Origin of the sequence: Shewanella sp. Pdp11 (genome assembly GCF_002838165.1) — a bacterium.
GTDB classification, from domain to species: domain Bacteria; phylum Pseudomonadota; class Gammaproteobacteria; order Enterobacterales; family Shewanellaceae; genus Shewanella; species Shewanella hafniensis.
In genome coordinates this window covers 4655098-4670612 of record NZ_CP015194.1, presented here as the reverse complement: position 1 = coordinate 4670612, position 15515 = coordinate 4655098, and the positions used below count along the sequence as shown (strand labels likewise).

At 46.9% G+C, this 15515-nt stretch carries 11 protein-coding genes; 9 read left to right on the top strand and 2 right to left on the bottom strand.

Going from position 1 to position 15515, the window contains the following annotated elements:
- Window positions 1–289: 289 nt before the first annotated feature.
- A complete protein-coding gene (gene metK, locus AYJ58_RS20475) occupies window positions 290–1441 on the bottom strand; it encodes a methionine adenosyltransferase (RefSeq protein ID WP_006080333.1) in 1152 nt (383 codons plus the stop codon).
- A 444-nt stretch (window positions 1442–1885) separates the two neighbouring features.
- Between metK and tkt the strand changes: the two genes are divergently transcribed.
- From tkt to AYJ58_RS20430, 9 genes are all read left to right on the top strand, one after another.
- Complete coding sequence (gene tkt / locus AYJ58_RS20470) at window positions 1886–3880, top strand: transketolase (RefSeq protein WP_106651517.1); 1995 nt, start codon at window positions 1886–1888, stop codon at window positions 3878–3880.
- Window positions 3881–3996: 116 nt separating this feature from the next.
- Window positions 3997–5013: an erythrose-4-phosphate dehydrogenase gene (epd, locus tag AYJ58_RS20465; protein ID WP_006084022.1), complete on the top strand. Its 1017-nt coding sequence runs from the start codon at window positions 3997–3999 to the stop codon at window positions 5011–5013.
- 136 nt (window positions 5014–5149) lie between these two features.
- Window positions 5150–6325 (top strand): phosphoglycerate kinase, encoded by a 1176-nt coding sequence (locus tag AYJ58_RS20460; RefSeq protein WP_106651516.1) that lies wholly within the window; start codon window positions 5150–5152, stop codon window positions 6323–6325.
- A 221-nt stretch (window positions 6326–6546) separates the two neighbouring features.
- Window positions 6547–7614: a class II fructose-bisphosphate aldolase gene (fba, locus tag AYJ58_RS20455; RefSeq protein ID WP_106651515.1), complete on the top strand. Its 1068-nt coding sequence runs from the start codon at window positions 6547–6549 to the stop codon at window positions 7612–7614.
- Window positions 7615–7819: 205 nt separating this feature from the next.
- A complete protein-coding gene (locus AYJ58_RS20450) occupies window positions 7820–8557 on the top strand; it encodes a DUF481 domain-containing protein (protein WP_106651514.1) in 738 nt (245 codons plus the stop codon).
- A gap of 241 nt (window positions 8558–8798) precedes the next feature.
- A complete protein-coding gene (gene nhaD, locus AYJ58_RS20445) occupies window positions 8799–10268 on the top strand; it encodes a sodium:proton antiporter NhaD (RefSeq protein WP_106651513.1) in 1470 nt (489 codons plus the stop codon).
- A gap of 149 nt (window positions 10269–10417) precedes the next feature.
- Entirely contained in the window at window positions 10418–11167 is a 750-nt protein-coding gene (locus tag AYJ58_RS20440; RefSeq protein WP_106651512.1) for a winged helix-turn-helix domain-containing protein, read from the top strand.
- Entirely contained in the window at window positions 11160–11723 is a 564-nt protein-coding gene (locus AYJ58_RS20435; RefSeq protein ID WP_106651511.1) for a hypothetical protein, read from the top strand. The genes AYJ58_RS20440 and AYJ58_RS20435 overlap by 8 nt, the downstream gene beginning before the upstream one ends.
- 93 nt (window positions 11724–11816) lie before the next feature.
- Entirely contained in the window at window positions 11817–13220 is a 1404-nt protein-coding gene (locus AYJ58_RS20430; RefSeq protein WP_106651886.1) for a hypothetical protein, read from the top strand.
- On the opposite strand, the gene AYJ58_RS20425 is transcribed toward AYJ58_RS20430, so the two are convergent.
- Window positions 13201–15438, bottom strand: a complete 2238-nt coding sequence (locus AYJ58_RS20425) for a PAS domain-containing protein (RefSeq protein ID WP_106651510.1) — start codon at window positions 15436–15438, stop codon at window positions 13201–13203. The genes AYJ58_RS20430 and AYJ58_RS20425 overlap by 20 nt on opposite strands.
- Window positions 15439–15515: the final 77 nt, after the last annotated feature.

Genomic DNA, 15515 nt, shown 5'->3' with positions numbered 1-15515 from the left:
GTTAAGATTGGCATTGTTGCAACTGTGACCGTTGGCGACATGGTCGCTTATTCACATCCATGTGATCGCGACATTAGTATGTCCTATACAGCAGATGTCGCCGTCGAGCCTCTGGAACGCTTTTTGTTAAACAAAGAGGTGGCGAGTCACAGGGGAAACAATGACAATGAATGCTGCACAACTGACGATACAATTATCTTGCTTTGGGGAACCAAATTGCAGGCATAAAAAAACCGCTGGGTAGCGGTTTTTATATTTTGCAATCTTAGCGGGTTTTAATCGAAACCGATTATAGACCCGCGTCAGCGCGCAGTGCTTCAGCTTTGTCAGTTGCTTCCCAAGGGAATTCGTTACGACCAAAGTGGCCATAAGCGGCAGTCGCTTGATAAATCGGACGTGCTAAATCGAGCATGGCCGTTAAACCGTATGGACGCAGTTCGAAGTGTTGACGTACTAACTTGATCAGCAAATCTTCAGACACTTTACCCGTACCGAAGGTCTCGATGCTGATAGAAGTAGGCTCTGCTACACCAATAGCGTAAGACACTTGGATTTCACAGCGATCAGCAAGACCTGCTGCCACTATGTTTTTTGCCACATAACGGGCAGCGTATGCCGCGCTACGGTCAACTTTTGATGGATCTTTACCAGAGAATGCGCCACCACCATGACGGGCCATGCCGCCGTAGGTATCAACGATGATCTTACGACCCGTTAAGCCGCAATCGCCTACTGGGCCACCGATAACAAAACGGCCAGTTGGGTTGATAAAGAACTTAGTGTCTTTGTTTAGCCATTGAGCTGGTAATACTGGCTTGATGATGGTTTCCATCACGCCTTCAATTAAGTCGGCTTGTGATACGTCATCTCTGTGCTGAGTTGACAATACGACGGCATCAATACCAACAATTTTGCCATCATCATAGGCAAACGTGACTTGGCTTTTTGCATCTGGGCGCAGCCATGGCAGGGTACCGTTTTTACGCACTTCAGACTGACGCTTCACTAATGCGTGGGCATAAGTGATAGGCGCTGGCATGAGGACGTCGGTTTCGTTGTTGGCATAGCCAAACATTAACCCTTGGTCGCCTGCACCTTGCTCAGCAGGGTCGGCACGGTCTACACCTTGATTGATATCAGGTGATTGCTTACCAATGGCGTTTAATACCGCGCACGAGTCTGCATCAAAACCCATATCTGAGTGGGTATAACCAATTTCACGCACGGTTTTACGGGTGATTTCTTCAATATCAACCCAAGCAGAAGTCGTGACTTCGCCACCGACTAATACCATGCCAGTTTTGACATAAGTTTCACACGCCACGCGTGCTTTTGGATCTTGAGCCAGAATTGCATCTAGCACAGCATCAGAAATCTGATCTGCAATCTTATCGGGATGACCTTCTGAGACCGACTCAGAAGTAAACAAGTGCTTTGCCATAGTAGGAAAATCTCGTCGTTAGCATTCAAACGTGTAGAAGCATCTACATCTAGACGGCTATTTTAGTTTAAATCCGATTGCCGATCACCCCCAGTGAGAAAAAATCCTCTCAGATTGTGACCTGAAAACGACTATGTTTAGTCTTAAAGAAGTTATTTTTATTATATTTCATGGTATTAGGAATAATCGATTTTTAATAAATTTATTTCTCCATTACAAGTGATCCTTGCGATGCCCACTCAAGTAAACGCCAGTAAAGTGACTAGCTTGTTTCTGCAGCTTATATATCTAGCTACCTGAATCCTGCATCTTCAGGTTGTTTGGGAATATATTCAGCCATCTTTTGCTGAGTGAATGATAATTTTAGTTTGCGTCACACTGGCATGTAGGGGAAAATATGCATCCAAATTGCCCGCTAGACCCCACAAACAAGCAGGAGAGAGCATGTCTTCCCGTAAAGTACTCGCAAACGCAATCCGTGCGTTAAGTATGGATGCAGTTCAAAAAGCAAATTCAGGCCATCCCGGCGCCCCAATGGGTATGGCAGATATTGCTGAAGTGCTGTGGAATGATTTCCTTAAGCACAACCCGACCAATCCTAAATGGGTAGATAGAGACCGTTTCGTCCTTTCTAACGGTCACGGTTCAATGCTGATCTACTCTTTACTTCACCTGACAGGTTATGAATTACCAATCGAAGAACTGAAACAGTTCCGTCAATTGCATTCAAAAACTCCGGGTCACCCAGAATACGGTTACACCCCAGGTGTTGAAACCACAACGGGTCCACTTGGCGCGGGCATCAGCAACGCTGTTGGTATGGCGATAGCTGAAAAAACCTTAGCGGCACAGTTTAACCGTGACGGTCACGATATCGTTGATCACTACACTTACTGTTTCCTCGGTGACGGCTGTTTGATGGAAGGTATTTCCCACGAAGCCTGTTCATTAGCCGGTACTTTAGGTCTAGGCAAACTCGTTGCATTTTGGGATGACAACGGTATTTCTATCGATGGCCATGTTGAAGGCTGGTTCACCGATGATACGCCAAAGCGTTTTGAAGCTTACGGCTGGCATGTGATTGCCGGTGTTGACGGTCACGATAGCGCGGCAATCCGTGCTGCTATCGAAGCGGCGAAAGCGGTGACTGATAAACCAACCATGATTTGCTGCAAAACCATTATCGGTTTTGGTTCACCTAACAAATCAGGCAGCCACGATTGCCACGGCGCGCCATTAGGGGATGCGGAAATCGCAGCCGCCCGTGAATTCCTTGGCTGGCCACATGCGCCATTTGAAATCCCTGCTGACGTTTATGCGGGTTGGGATGCCAAAGAAGCCGGTGCTGCCCGTGAAGCAGCGTGGAACGAGAAGTTTGCGGCTTATAGCGCAGCTCACCCAGAACTGGCTGCTGAATACGAGCGCCGTGTACTGAAAGGTGAATTGCCTGCTGATTTCGAAGAAAAAGCGCAGGCATTTATTCAAGCATCACAGGACAAAGCCGAAGGGATTGCGAGTCGTAAAGCCTCACAAAATGCCATCGGTGCTTTCGGTGCTATGTTACCTGAACTGTTAGGCGGCTCTGCTGACTTAGCAGGTTCTAACTTGACACTGTGGTCAGGTTCTAAAGGTATTCAAGACGATCCAGCTGGTAACTACATTTACTACGGCGTGCGTGAATTCGGCATGAGCGGCATTATGAACGGTGCTTCGCTGCATGGTGGTTTCATCAACTATGGCGCAACTTTCATGATGTTCATGGAATACGCGCGTAACGCAGTGCGTATGTCGGCGCTGATGGGTATTCAAAACATCTTCGTTTATACCCATGACTCTATCGGTCAAGGTGAAGATGGCCCAACGCATCAACCAGTTGAGCAATTAGCTAACCTGCGTATGACGCCAAATATGGCCGTATGGCGTCCATGTGATGCGGCAGAAACGGCGGTTTCTTGGAAAGCTGCGATTGAACGTCGCAATGCCCCAACGTCACTGATCTTCAGCCGTCAAAACCTGAAAGCCCAAGCACGCAGTGCTGAGCAATTAGCCAATGTGGCAAAAGGTGCTTATGTACTGCAAGACTGTGCGGGTACACCAGAGCTGATCCTGATCGCAACCGGTAGCGAAGTACAATTGGCAATGGATGCCGCCGCTGCACTGACTGAGCAAGGTAAACAGGTTCGCGTAGTTTCTATGCCATCGACAACTGAGTTCGATAAGCAAGATGCCGCTTATAAAGAATCGGTATTACCACGCGCTGTGACTAAACGTGTGGCTATCGAAGCGGCACATACCGATTTCTGGTACAAGTACGTCGGTTTTGAAGGCACAGTTGTTGGCATGACCACGTTTGGTGAGTCAGCGCCAGGTAACGTGCTGCTCAATCACTTCGGTTTCACCGTTGAAAATGTGCTGAATGCTGCAAAATCATTGGGCTAATCGCTCAAGAGATTAGATTCAATACAAAAGGTTAAACTTTTTAAGTGTTAATCTGTATAATGCGGCCTGCAATCGTTTGCAGGCCGTTTTTGTATTTAGAGGAAATTGAGACCTCAATGATCCGAGTCGCTATCAATGGTTATGGCCGTATCGGCCGCTCTATTCTCCGTGCTTTATATGAGTCGGGAAAACGGCAGCAAATGCAGATTGTCGCGATTAATGAATTAGCTAAACCTGAAGCCATTATTCATCTGACACAGTACGACACCACCCACGGTCGGTTTGCGCACAAAGTGAAACTCGTCGATGATCACATGCTGATTGGCGACGATGCGATAAAAATTCTCCACGAGCCCGATCCCACAAAACTCCCTTGGCATGAAATGGACATAGACATTGTCTATGAGGCCACAGGTGTATTACTCGATCGTCAAAGCTGCGAAGCCCATATTCATGCTGGCGCTAAGCAAGTGCTGATAAGCCATCCATCCTCAGCCGATGTCGATGGCACGATTGTCTATGGTGTGAACCACGATTTACTTCGCGCCGAACACACAGTGGTGTCCAACGCTTCTTGTACGACTAACTGTATCGTGCCTGTGATCGACGTGCTCGATCGCCATTTTGGCGTTAAAAGCGGTGCCATTACCACTATCCATTCTGCAATGAACGATCAGCAAGTGATTGATGCTTATCATGATGATTTGCGTCGTACCCGCGCCGCTGGCCAATCGATTATCCCTGTCGACACTAAACTTGCCCGCGGGATTGAGCGGATTTTGCCGCATATGAAAGATAAGTTTGAAGCGATTTCGGTGCGCGTGCCTACTATCAATGTGACCGCGATCGATTTGTCTGTGACGCTTGAGAAAACCGTCGATATTGCCACTGTGAACCAGGTGTTAGAATCGGCCGCCAATGGGCGATTTAACGGCATTTTGGGTTATACTGATGAGCCCTTAGTTTCATGTGATTTCAACCATGATCCGCGCTCCAGTATTGTTGACGGTACCCAGACCCGTGTCAGCGCCGGTCAGCTGGTGAAGCTGCTGTTGTGGTGCGATAACGAGTGGGGTTTTGCCAACCGTATGTTAGATACGAGTTTGGCGATGATCGCGGCCAAGCGAGGCTGATAAAAGTAGATTATTCACCGGTGGGTCACTCAGTTGTATGCCAATTCGACGGGATGTCGAGCGCCTAGCGGCAGTAAACTGATACCGGCCATGTGTGAAACCAGTTTGTTTTTTGATTATAAAAGGAAGCGTTACTATGGCAATTATCAATATGTCAGATTTGGATCTACAAGGTAAGCGTGTGCTTATCCGCGAAGATCTCAATGTGCCTGTCAGCAACGGCGTCGTCACCAGTGATGCACGTCTGCGCGCCTCTCTCCCAACTATCGAGTTGGCCCTTGCTAAAGGTGCCGCTGTGATGGTGATGTCGCACTTAGGTCGTCCGACCGAAGGTGAATACAATCCCGAATATTCTATGCAACCTGTGGTCGACTACTTGGCTAAAGCCTTGTCGTGTCCCGTGCGTTTAGCGACCGACTATTTAGACGGCGTCGACGTTGCTGTGGGTGAAGTCGTGGTATTCGAAAACGTGCGTTTCAACGTGGGCGAAGGTAAGAACAACGAAGCGTTGTCACAAAAAATGGCGGCATTGTGTGATGTCTATGTGATGGACGCTTTTGGTACCGCACATCGCGCCCAAGCATCGACGCACGGCGTGGGCATGTTTGCCCCCATCGCCTGTGCTGGCCCATTACTGGCGCAAGAATTAGATGCTTTAGGCAAGGCATTAGATAATCCTGCGCGTCCTATGGTGGCGATTGTCGGTGGCTCTAAAGTGTCGACTAAGCTGACCGTGCTAGAGAGCCTTTCAGGTATCGTTGATCAGTTAGTGGTTGGCGGCGGTATTGCCAATACTTTCATCGCGGCGGCGGGCTACAATGTCGGTAAATCGCTGTATGAAGCGGATTTGATCGACGAAGCTAAGCGTTTAGTCGCTAATGCGAAAAGCCGCGGCGCCGATATTCCTGTGCCGACTGATGTAGTCGTGGCAGGCGAGTTTAGCCCAACGGCTGCGGCAACCTTAAAATCGGTTAGCGAAGTCGCTGATAGCGAAATGATTTTTGATATTGGCCCTGATAGCGCTGAAGCACTGGCTAAAATCATCGAATCTGCAGGCACTATAGTATGGAACGGCCCTGTGGGCGTGTTCGAATTCGACCAATTTGGTGAAGGTACTAAGCGTATTGCTCAGGCGATTGCCGATTCAAAAGCTTTCTCTATCGCAGGCGGTGGTGACACTTTGGCTGCGGTTGATAAGTATGGTATTGCCGATAAAGTGTCTTACATTTCTACTGGCGGCGGCGCTTTCCTCGAGTTCCTCGAAGGTAAAGAATTACCGGCTGTGGCTATGTTAGAAAAGCGCGGCGCTTAATTATTAAGTTTTAAAATACGCGGCGCATAAGACGCCGCGAAAGCGCTGATAAGATCAACGCTTTGATAATAAAGAATTATAAAAAAACCGCCCGTGTTTATCTTAGATATTGATTAAATATATCGAGTTAAATACGGGTATAAAAATCCATCCAAACGATAGCGACCTCGGTGACCAAGCGTTGCAGAATGCGACAGTCACCCTATTATTGGAGTTACAAAATGGCGTTAATTTCCCTACGACAACTACTCGACCACGCGGCAGAACATGGATACGGTGTGCCTGCGTTCAACGTTAACAACTTAGAGCAGATGCGTGCCATCATGCAGGCCGCTGAAGCAACAGACAGCCCTGTTATTGTGCAAGCTTCTGCTGGCGCGCGTAAGTATGCTCGCCCACAGTTCTTAAAATATTTGATGGCTGCAGCCCTTGAGCAGTATCCAGATATTCCTGTGTGTATTCACCAAGACCACGGTACCGATCCTGATATTTGTCAGCGTTCTATCCAATTAGGCATGTCATCAGTGATGATGGATGGCTCTTTGATGGCTGACGGCAAAACACCAGCATCTTATGACTACAACGTCGATGTTACCCGCCGTACAGTGGCATTTGCCCATGCGTGTGGTGTGTCAGTTGAAGGCGAAATCGGTTGTTTAGGCAGTTTAGAAACTGGTCAAGCAGGCGAAGAAGACGGTGTTGGCGCGGCAGGTATTTTAAGCCACGATCAAATGCTGACTACCCCTGATGAAGCGGCGCGTTTTGTTGCCGATACCCATGTCGATGCACTTGCCATCGCAATCGGTACTAGCCACGGTGCTTATAAGTTCAGCCGTAAACCTACTGGTGATGTACTGCGTATTGACCGCATCAAAGAAATCCATGCGCGTATTCCTAACACACACTTAGTGATGCACGGTTCATCTTCTGTGCCACAAGAATGGTTACAGATCATCAACCAATACGGTGGTCAGATCCCAGAAACCTACGGTGTGCCATTAGAGGAAATCGTAGAGGGTATCAAGCACGGTGTGCGTAAGGTGAATATCGATACTGACTTACGTTTAGCATCAACAGGTGCGGTACGTAAGTTCTTAGCAGAACACCCAAGTGAATTTGACCCACGTAAATTCTTGAAAGCGTCAATGGAAGCTATGGCAGACATCTGTACTGTTCGCTACGAAGCCTTCGGTTGTGCGGGTCAAGCCTCTAAGATTAAGCCTTTGTCTTTACAAGCAATGTACAAAGCGTACCAGTCTGGTGCCTTAGATCCTAAGATCAACATGTAAGCGTTATCGCTAAGACAAAAACCCGCTGATGCGGGTTTTTTTATGGACGAAATAGCGGTCGTTTTCATTTTTTAAGCGTAAATGTTAATATTGCGCGGATTTTCAGGGGAAAAAACTAACCCATATTAATATGTGCTTATTCAGCTTCGCTTGGACGAACAGATATTTATAGGGATTGGATTTAACGGAACAGGAACGATTAAACATGAAAAAAGTACTGACCGCAGCACTATTAATGACTGCACCTTTTATGGCAACGGCTGGAGCCGATTTTGTAAAAGGCGACAGAACGTTCGCTGGTGAAGCAGAGTTAGGTGCCACCTTAACTACAGGTAACACTGAAACTTCCTCATTTAAGGGACGTTTAAATCTTAAGCATGAGCTAGGCGATTGGGAAAATCAGTACTTACTAGAAGGTTTATACAAAGAAGATACCGGTTCTGTCACCGCGAAACGTTATTTAGCGGGTGCACAGGGTAACTACAAGATGACAGATAGTAGCTACCTGTTTGCGAATGCCAGTTATGAAGTCGACCCGTTTACTGGTTATGACTATACCCTATCTGGCGCAGCGGGTTATGGTCATAGACTGTATGACACTAGCAAAACCTTTTTAGATGTCGAAGTGGGTCCAGGTTATATCTATCAACGTCTGGATACTGAGCAAGCGCTTATCGAAGGTTATGACACCAACGACAGCGTTGTTGCCCACGGCGTGATTAACTTTGAAACTGAAATCACTGAAACTTCTAAATTCCAACAGCGTTTCGTTGCCGATTACGGTGACAAGTTAGATGCCCGTTCTGAAACTTCATTAACGGCAAATATTATTGGCGCATTGGCGATGAAGTTTGCCATTATTGTGCGTTACAACAGCGAGCCGCTGGATGATAAGAAAAGCACTGATACCGAAACCAATATGACCTTGTTATATGCTTTCTAATGCTGTGACACTGATTTAAAACACAAAGCACCTTCGAGGTGCTTTTTTATTGGCTATTTTTAGACTAAGTTGAGTATACGTTAAGCTTTTCTTTATTAGTAACATCTGTAGTTATACAAAAATTAATCTTTTAAATGCCTTTGGTTAAAGGGTAATGCATAGAAAGTTGCGTTTTATCAACATTTACTATGCCGAAGCTATGGTAATTTTCGACTAATTTCCTACGTAGAGATGAACTTTAATGAAATTACAGCGGTTGTTTAAAGACAGTGGAATGGCGTTGTGGAGTCTATTCTGCGTTGCAATATTGAGCGGATTCTCACCTGCAGCATGGGCTATGACGGAGGGGGCAGAACGGCTTAATTTGACCGCCGCGAGTGTGGGTTATGTCGCTGTCTGTGTGTTTGTGCTGGCTTATGTACTTGTGATGGCTGAGGAGACATTACATTTACGCAAGTCGAAACCTGTGCTCGTTGCGGCAGGGATCATCTGGGGCATGATAGGTTTTGTCTATATGCAAAACGGCATGTCCGAAGTGTCGGAAGCGGCATTCAAGCAAAACTTGCTCGAATACGCCGAGTTATTGCTCTTCTTGCTGGTGGCGATGACCTATATCAATGCCATGGAAGAACGTAATCTGTTTGATGCTATTCGCGGCTGGCTGGTGGGCCGTGGTTTTAGCCTGCGAACCGTGTTTTGGTTAACAGGCTTTATGGCGTTTTTCATCTCACCTGTAGCCGATAATTTAACCACGGCTTTGTTGATGTGCGCCGTGGTGATGAAGGTCGGGGCAGGGCAACGTAAGTTTATTACCCTTGCCTGCATCAACATTGTCGTTGCGGCCAACGCGGGTGGCGCGTTTAGCCCCTTTGGTGACATTACGACATTAATGGTATGGCAAAAGGGCTTAGTGCACTTTAGCGATTTTTTCCATCTGTTTATTCCTGCTTTAGTAAACTTTGCCTTACCCGCTGCCATTATGAGTGTGTTCATCCCACATTTCGTGCCTGAGCCTGAAAAAGAGCATGTTTATACTAAGCCCGGTGCTAAGCGAATTGTTGCATTGTTTTTACTCACAATCGCTACGGCAGTGTGTGCCCATTCTTTCTTAGGTATGCCGCCCGTATTGGGGATGATGACGGGATTAGGCTTCCTACAATTCTTTGGTTTTTATCTGCGTAAAACCTTTAATCGTTCCGTTGCCCGCGAACGTGAAAAGGCGGAGTTAAGACAAGACCAATTACGCCTGCAGCAACTTGGCAGTGTAGTGCCATTTGATGTGTTTAGCCGCATTTCTCGCGCCGAGTGGGATACTCTACTGTTCTTTTATGGCGTGGTGTTATGCGTCGGTGGCCTAGGTTTTATGGGGTATTTGAGTTTAGTGTCTGAGGCTATGTATTCGCATTGGGATGTCACTTATGCCAACATCGCCGTGGGTATACTCTCGTCTGTGATTGATAATATTCCGGTGATGTTTGCGGTATTGACCATGAATCCCGATATGGCTTTGGGGCAGTGGTTATTGGTTACCCTGACAGCGGGTGTGGGCGGTAGTTTGCTTTCGATTGGGAGTGCGGCAGGGGTTGCCTTGATGGGACAGGCTCGTGGCATTTATACCTTTGGGGCGCATCTACGGTGGACGCCTGTGATAGCTTTAGGTTATGTGGCGAGTATTTTAGTGCACATGTGGTTAAACGCCGCGATGTTCTAACACTGCATTAGCTTGATTATCGTTTACCGAGACAGGCTTGCGGCTTGTCTCACGAAAATTAACTATTTGCTGGCTTGGGTTAGCAAGATCACATTAATTATTTGTGGTCTTGCATAGACTTAACTCTGTGTTTTTATGGAGTTGAGTTAATGTGTATGCAATTGGGAGGCTGCAGGTTTGATCGAGAACGAGGCATACTGATTGAGTTGTCTCGCGATGAATCTTGGCATCTTTCTCGAGCCGAGCTACAAGTGCTCACGTTGTTGCTCGCACATCAAGGACAGTTAGTTTCAAAGCACATGCTGAAAACGGGGGATGGACAAGGTCCGCCGTTAACTGATGCCTCTTTATCCCGCGCCATATCCAGGCTCCGCTCTTTTCTTGGCCCTTCGCACGAGGGCTTGATCGAAACCGTTAAAGGCCAAGGCTATTTATTGCGACCATCAAACGGCAGCGAATATCGAGGCATCAATTACCTCAGGCTGCACACTGTGCCTTTGTGGAGTGCCTTAGTGTTATTTGGGGTGATGTTGGCGTTTTCGGTGTTTTATCTGAAACACACAGACCACAGTAAACCGACTCAAGCCTTGATGACGTCGATACTGTCGTTAGCCTCGGGTCAGCAAGTGCGCTTGAACTTATATGCCGACTCCAGTGCGAGTAACACTTTACTGTTTGAAATGGGCGAGCGCTTAAGCACGGGACTTATTGCCTGCGGTAAAAGCGATTGGGCAGATGTTTATGCGTCTTTATCCCATGATAAACAGGTGCTTAATATGACCTTTCGCGGTGAAAAACTCGGCCAGTCAGTGCTGCGCAATATTAGTATCAGCGATTTATCTCGCCCCAAAACATTCATCGACTCTGCTTGGCTGCATGAGGTGAATATCTGTGGCTAAATGGCTCAAGTGGACCATTAGTATTGTTATTTTGTCGGCCTTGATTGCGGCTTGCGGAGTGATTTACAAACAATTGGCAACGAGCCGGACCATGATGTTAAGTTGCAGCTCAGAATTATTTGATCGGCACACGAGTGCCAATCCATATGTCAGCGCCAGTGCTGGCAGTAACAGCAGCGACAATAAATTTTACCAGCTTGTGGACGTATTGATTGCCGCCGACAAAGCGCAAATCCACTACCGTTATTTTAATCTTGATGGCACCAGTGCGGGCCATATTTCAATGCGTGGCAAAGTCGACAGCATTGAGGCCAATAGCATGACCTATAGAGTGGCGGTGGAGACGAAAACTGAATCGCAAACGCAAAAACAACAAAATTGGCCCGAACAGATGAAATATCTCTATAGCATCAGCAGCTTAAATTTTTCCGATGCAGGGGTGAACCATTTCAGTATCGAAGTATTAGAGATGGATGATGCAAAAGATTATGCCATAGTATTATTGCAACCCAGCAATACGATTTGTGGATGCCGTATCGTAAATAGCCGAATTTAATCAGTGAATTTGAGTTTATTTCAGTTAAGATTAGTGCTCATTGATTTATGTCTACTGCGATGAGTTTCTGTGAGAGCTCATGAAAAGGGTGTTGTGTCTAAGATACGTGTAAAGCAAGAAGAATCCCTGTCGATTAAGTTCAGCCACCAGATGGAAAAGGGCGATAATCGTCAGCTCGATCTCTATTTCTTTTTACCAAAGGAAATGGGCATAGGCTCGCACACGCTTAATGAAGAAGAGTACTACTACAGCTCGATTGTCGGCCGTCGCTCTTACTATTCAGAAGGTTTGCATTTACCTTTGGTGCAGGGCCGCTTTGCCAGTTTAAATCGTCGCACCATTGAAGAATTCAGATTGTACTTGAATTTGTTCGCCTATCAGTTTGCCGTTGCAGTCGAAAACGACGTTAAAGAACTCAATCAAATCACAGATGTGACCCATTTCTATTTTGCCCTCGACGAATTACGCGAACAAGTTGGTCAGTTGCTGAAAAAGTTTCGCCGTAACGAACCAGGCGATCCTAAATGGAAATCCTACTTTGAAAATGCCGACAACTATCTGTCTTGGTTTTGCGAGCAGCAGTTGCTAAAGGTGCTCGCCCATGCAACACGGACCAGCGATTTCAATGATATCCAAGAACGGGTGCTAACACTGTGTCGCAATGAGTGCGCCTATCGGGATGAGCATAACTACAACTCGGCGCAAACTAAGCAAGATCCTAACCGCATCTCAAACAAGATGTTGTTGTTACGACGTTTAATCCAGCAAGGTGTGGTGCTCAAAGAAGAGTTAAAGCCCTTAGGAATTGGCCTTAAAAAGTTCACAACGGGACTGGCAACGGCGTTAGTCATGTTGGTGGTGTCGGCGTTGATAATTCAAGCGCAGGGCGCCTTCAGCGGTTTTACCATTGCCTTAGTGTTGACTTTGGCGGTGATTTACGGCTTCAGGGAAATCTTTAAAGATGACGTACGTAATGCCATGTGGCGTTTTATTCAGCGGGGCAGGCCACGCTGGAGCCGGATTTTGCGCGATACCACCAGTCAGGCGGTAATCGCTAAGCAGTTGGTATGGCTTGAGTTTATGCGTCAGCAAGATCTGCCCGATAAAGTCAGCGAAATCCTAAAACACAGGCATAGCCAAAATAAGGTCGATGCGGAAATCCTGCACTATAAAATCGCCACTAAGGTGAATCAGCATGAGTTCCAAGCGGGATACTCCACTATTCAAGAGCAAGTGAACTTTAGCTTAGTGCCCTTTGCCCGCTACTTAGAGCGGGGTAAGGCGAAGATTTATAAGGAAGTTGAAGGCAAAATCAGCCATGAATCGGTTGAGCGGCGCTATCAAGTAAACTTGATTTTAGTGCTGCGCGATGGTCGCGAGGCCCCGCAGTATATTCGCTACAAAATCACCATGAACCGTTCGGCCATTATTGAAATTACTCAGAGCCAATTGCCCGATTCGGTTAACATGCCCGAATCTACGATTGATGACGAGTAAAGGCCTGACCGATATTTTGATCGTTATTCTGCTTCGCCCGTTTTAGGGCGATTTCGGCATTATTCAGATACTGCTCAAGTGTCTGACCTTCTTGATAACCAGCAATCCCGATACTGATCCCTTCACCTAAGCCATTGCTGTTGAGCTTTTCCATCATATTGAGGGCAAAGTTATGCGCTTGGGTGGCATCTGTATCGGGTAGCATCACCAGTAGTTTGCCTAATTGCCAATGCAAAATCTGATAATTAGCTGGGATTTCAAGCAGTAATTGAACCTCAACTTCTTGCTGCCGGTTCGCCAGTTGGTCTATGTCACTCATGTGGCTCAGCATACCTTCGGGATTGATATCCATTAGCAGTAAGCTTGAACTCAGGCGGCTTGGCGGCGGCAGTGAGTTAAAATAACGTTCTAAATCAACCAAGCTCAGCAGAATCGTACTGCGATGGGGCACAAGGCTGCGCTTCTCTGTGCCTCGGCCACGTTCGGCAGCTTGCTCTAAGGTACAGACGATATAATCAATTTCACCATCGGCGGCCACATGGCCCTTCAAGGTCGCCTGCAAACAATTGGAGTGCGCCTGTTTAGGTGAGCATAGAATTTGCCCCTGCCACTGACCTTGCATGGCGATTTGAGCGCTAATTCTTTGCCATTGATTACCTAAATCGTTGGCGAGCAGCGAGGCTAAATCTTGATTTAAATCGCCATTGAGTTGCATTAGTGCATCGAATACGGGATTGATTTTAATCAGTTTACCATTGGCATCTGTTAGCGCTGTTGCGACTGTGCTATCGCATAAAAGCTCACTGAGAAATGCTTGTTCTTTACTACTGACTAATTCACTGATGTCTTCAAGGGTGATCAATAGATGTGGTGAACCTCGGCTCGCCCTTGGTGCTTGGCGGATATGCACTCGCAGTGTGGGGCCGTTGATACTTTCTAGGCTGATTTCACCAGACCATTGACCGGTTTTATGCACTTGCTCCATCAGCTCGGCATAGGTTTTATCATCGAGGCACAAGGTGCGTTGTAGATTACGGTCTGTGAGTTCATCGAGTGGCACTAAGGTCGCTTCTGCCGCCTTAGTGTTGGCGCTGATCACCCTGGCGTTTTCGTTGACCATCATAAAGCCAATGTCACTGTTAAATAAGCCATTGGCGACATCGATACTGTATTGGCGTGAACGCTGTTGTAAGCGATACATGTGGCTGAGCAGCACAACCCAAGCGGCGAGTACGGTTAAGATCAGCGATGCCACTATGACAATGTTTTGCCACTGGGAAAAACGTGCGGCTATGTCGGCGTTACGCACATAGGAGAGTAAAAAGTATTCTCTGCGGGTTTCTGGCTGGGCAGTCAGTTCGATCTTAAGGTAAACAAAAGTGGCTTCTTCACCGTGGAACTGGCCAAAATTACTCATGGACATATCACGCCACAGGGCGGGATAAGTTTGTCTTAAACTTGCCCCTAAGGTTTCAGGCATATTACTTAACGGGGCGAGAGCGCTCGCGCCAGCATAGAGTAATCCCTGGGTGTCGAGCACTAACATAGGCGATTTGTTACTCGAAAAAGCCGGTTTTATGGCTTCGAGCATTTGCACCATGGAGTTGTACGTCACCAGATAACCCATAGAACTTTGATCGGGCTTTTCGAGCCAAGCCATTTGATACATATAGGGTTCTAGCATGCCTTCAATCGGGACAAACTCCAGTGGCGAAGTGTAAACCTCTTTGCCGCCCATGTTACGACTCGCGCCAAGTAAGGTCGGCGGTAAGGCATCTTTGCTGAAATTAGAAGGGGTAGAGAATTTATAATTGCCTTGGGGATCGTATAGCGCAATGCTGAGCAGCTCAGGAATATGCTTCACCAGATCCTGCCAGCTTTCCTGTAATTTGAGTTGTTGCTTGGTGGTCGGATTGCTTAAGTACTGTTTTAGCAGTTCACCATTGGCGAAAATTTGGGTGCGAAATTGCTGAAAAGACACTTTATCAGTGATCAGAGTGCCTATGGTTTGCAGTTCACTGTATCTCTGTGTCGCCCATTCTTCCTGTAGGCGGCGTTCACCTAAAGTAATGATTAAGTTAGTTAAAATGATCATGCCAATCACCAGCATAGAGAGCTGGCTTGCAACGGCTAATAAGCGTTGATGCGACCAATGGATCCCTTGAGTCAAAGAGAGCAGCGGCGCTAGGGGATACGTGCTTGGGTTATTCTTCAGCATGAACCGATAATGAGTGGGTGATCTGTTAATTTCGCTATGTTAACACGAAAGAATTGTTACGACAGTGCCAAGTTACT

What these genes read in the sequence shown, in the direction of transcription:
- AYJ58_RS20450 (WP_106651514.1), top strand. Translation starts at nt 7,820, where the DNA reads ATGAAAAAAGTACTGACCGCAGCACTATTAATGACTGCACCTTTTATG.
- fba (WP_106651515.1), top strand. Translation starts at nt 6,547, where the DNA reads ATGGCGTTAATTTCCCTACGACAACTACTCGACCACGCGGCAGAACAT.
- AYJ58_RS20440 (WP_106651512.1), top strand. Translation starts at nt 10,418, where the DNA reads ATGTGTATGCAATTGGGAGGCTGCAGGTTTGATCGAGAACGAGGCATA.
- tkt (WP_106651517.1), top strand. Translation starts at nt 1,886, where the DNA reads ATGTCTTCCCGTAAAGTACTCGCAAACGCAATCCGTGCGTTAAGTATG.
- metK (WP_006080333.1), bottom strand. Translation starts at nt 1,441, where the DNA reads ATGGCAAAGCACTTGTTTACTTCTGAGTCGGTCTCAGAAGGTCATCCC.
- AYJ58_RS20425 (WP_106651510.1), bottom strand. Translation starts at nt 15,438, where the DNA reads ATGCTGAAGAATAACCCAAGCACGTATCCCCTAGCGCCGCTGCTCTCT.
- nhaD (WP_106651513.1), top strand. Translation starts at nt 8,799, where the DNA reads ATGAAATTACAGCGGTTGTTTAAAGACAGTGGAATGGCGTTGTGGAGT.
- AYJ58_RS20460 (WP_106651516.1), top strand. Translation starts at nt 5,150, where the DNA reads ATGGCAATTATCAATATGTCAGATTTGGATCTACAAGGTAAGCGTGTG.
- epd (WP_006084022.1), top strand. Translation starts at nt 3,997, where the DNA reads ATGATCCGAGTCGCTATCAATGGTTATGGCCGTATCGGCCGCTCTATT.